The sequence below is a fragment of the Streptomyces lacrimifluminis genome (assembly GCF_014646095.1).
Lineage (GTDB): Bacteria > Actinomycetota > Actinomycetes > Streptomycetales > Streptomycetaceae > Streptomyces > Streptomyces lacrimifluminis.
This window is the reverse complement of record NZ_BMMU01000124.1, coordinates 1-659: the sequence shown is the minus strand read 5'-3', so window position 1 is coordinate 659 and position 659 is coordinate 1. Positions and strand designations below refer to the sequence as shown.

Here is a 659-nt window from a genome sequence, read left to right as displayed (position 1 = left end):
GTTCGCCTATCCGGCGAGGGTGAGGTTGTGCAGGTGGGCGATGCCGAGCATGGCGTGATGGACGCCGTCACCTTTGAGGCGGCAGTCGCGCAGGACCTTCCAGCCCTTCATACGGGCGAAGGCGTGCTCGACGCGTGCGCGAACCTGCTTGTGCGAGCGGTTGTGTTCCTCTTTCCATGCCGGGAGTTCTTCGCCCTTGCGGCGGCGGTGTGGAATGACCAGTCCGGTGCCCAGGTAGCCGCCGTCGGCGATGGTCATCGTCTTGCCGACGGCGGCCTTGGCGCCGGACTCTTCCCAGCCGCGAGAATCGTGCCGGTTGCCCGGCACGGGTTGGCCGACAACGACGATCAGGCGAGTGTCGGCGTCGATGACCACCTGATGGGCTGTGGAATAGCGGTAGTTCTTCGACTGCTCGGCCACCGTGTGATCGCGGGTGGGCACCAGGGTGCCGTCGACGATGAGCACAGTGTTCTTGCGGAACCGCTTCCGCTGCCTGAGCGCCAGCAGCGGACCGAGATGGTCAATGATCCGGTCTGCAGCCGACTTGGAGACCCCGAACAGCGGGGCAAGCTGCCGCATCGTCAAGTTCGTGCGCCAATAAGCCGTGACCAGCAGGATTCGGTCCTCCAGGGCCAGACTCCAAGGGCGACCGCGCTGTT

The 659-nt window shown here is 65.3% G+C and carries 1 protein-coding gene; it reads right to left on the bottom strand.

Going from position 1 to position 659, the window contains the following annotated elements:
* Nucleotides 1-6: 6 nt before the first annotated feature.
* Nucleotides 7-659: transposase (locus IEY89_RS40215; protein ID WP_189152463.1), on the bottom strand; the 653-nt coding region annotated here is incomplete at its 5' end.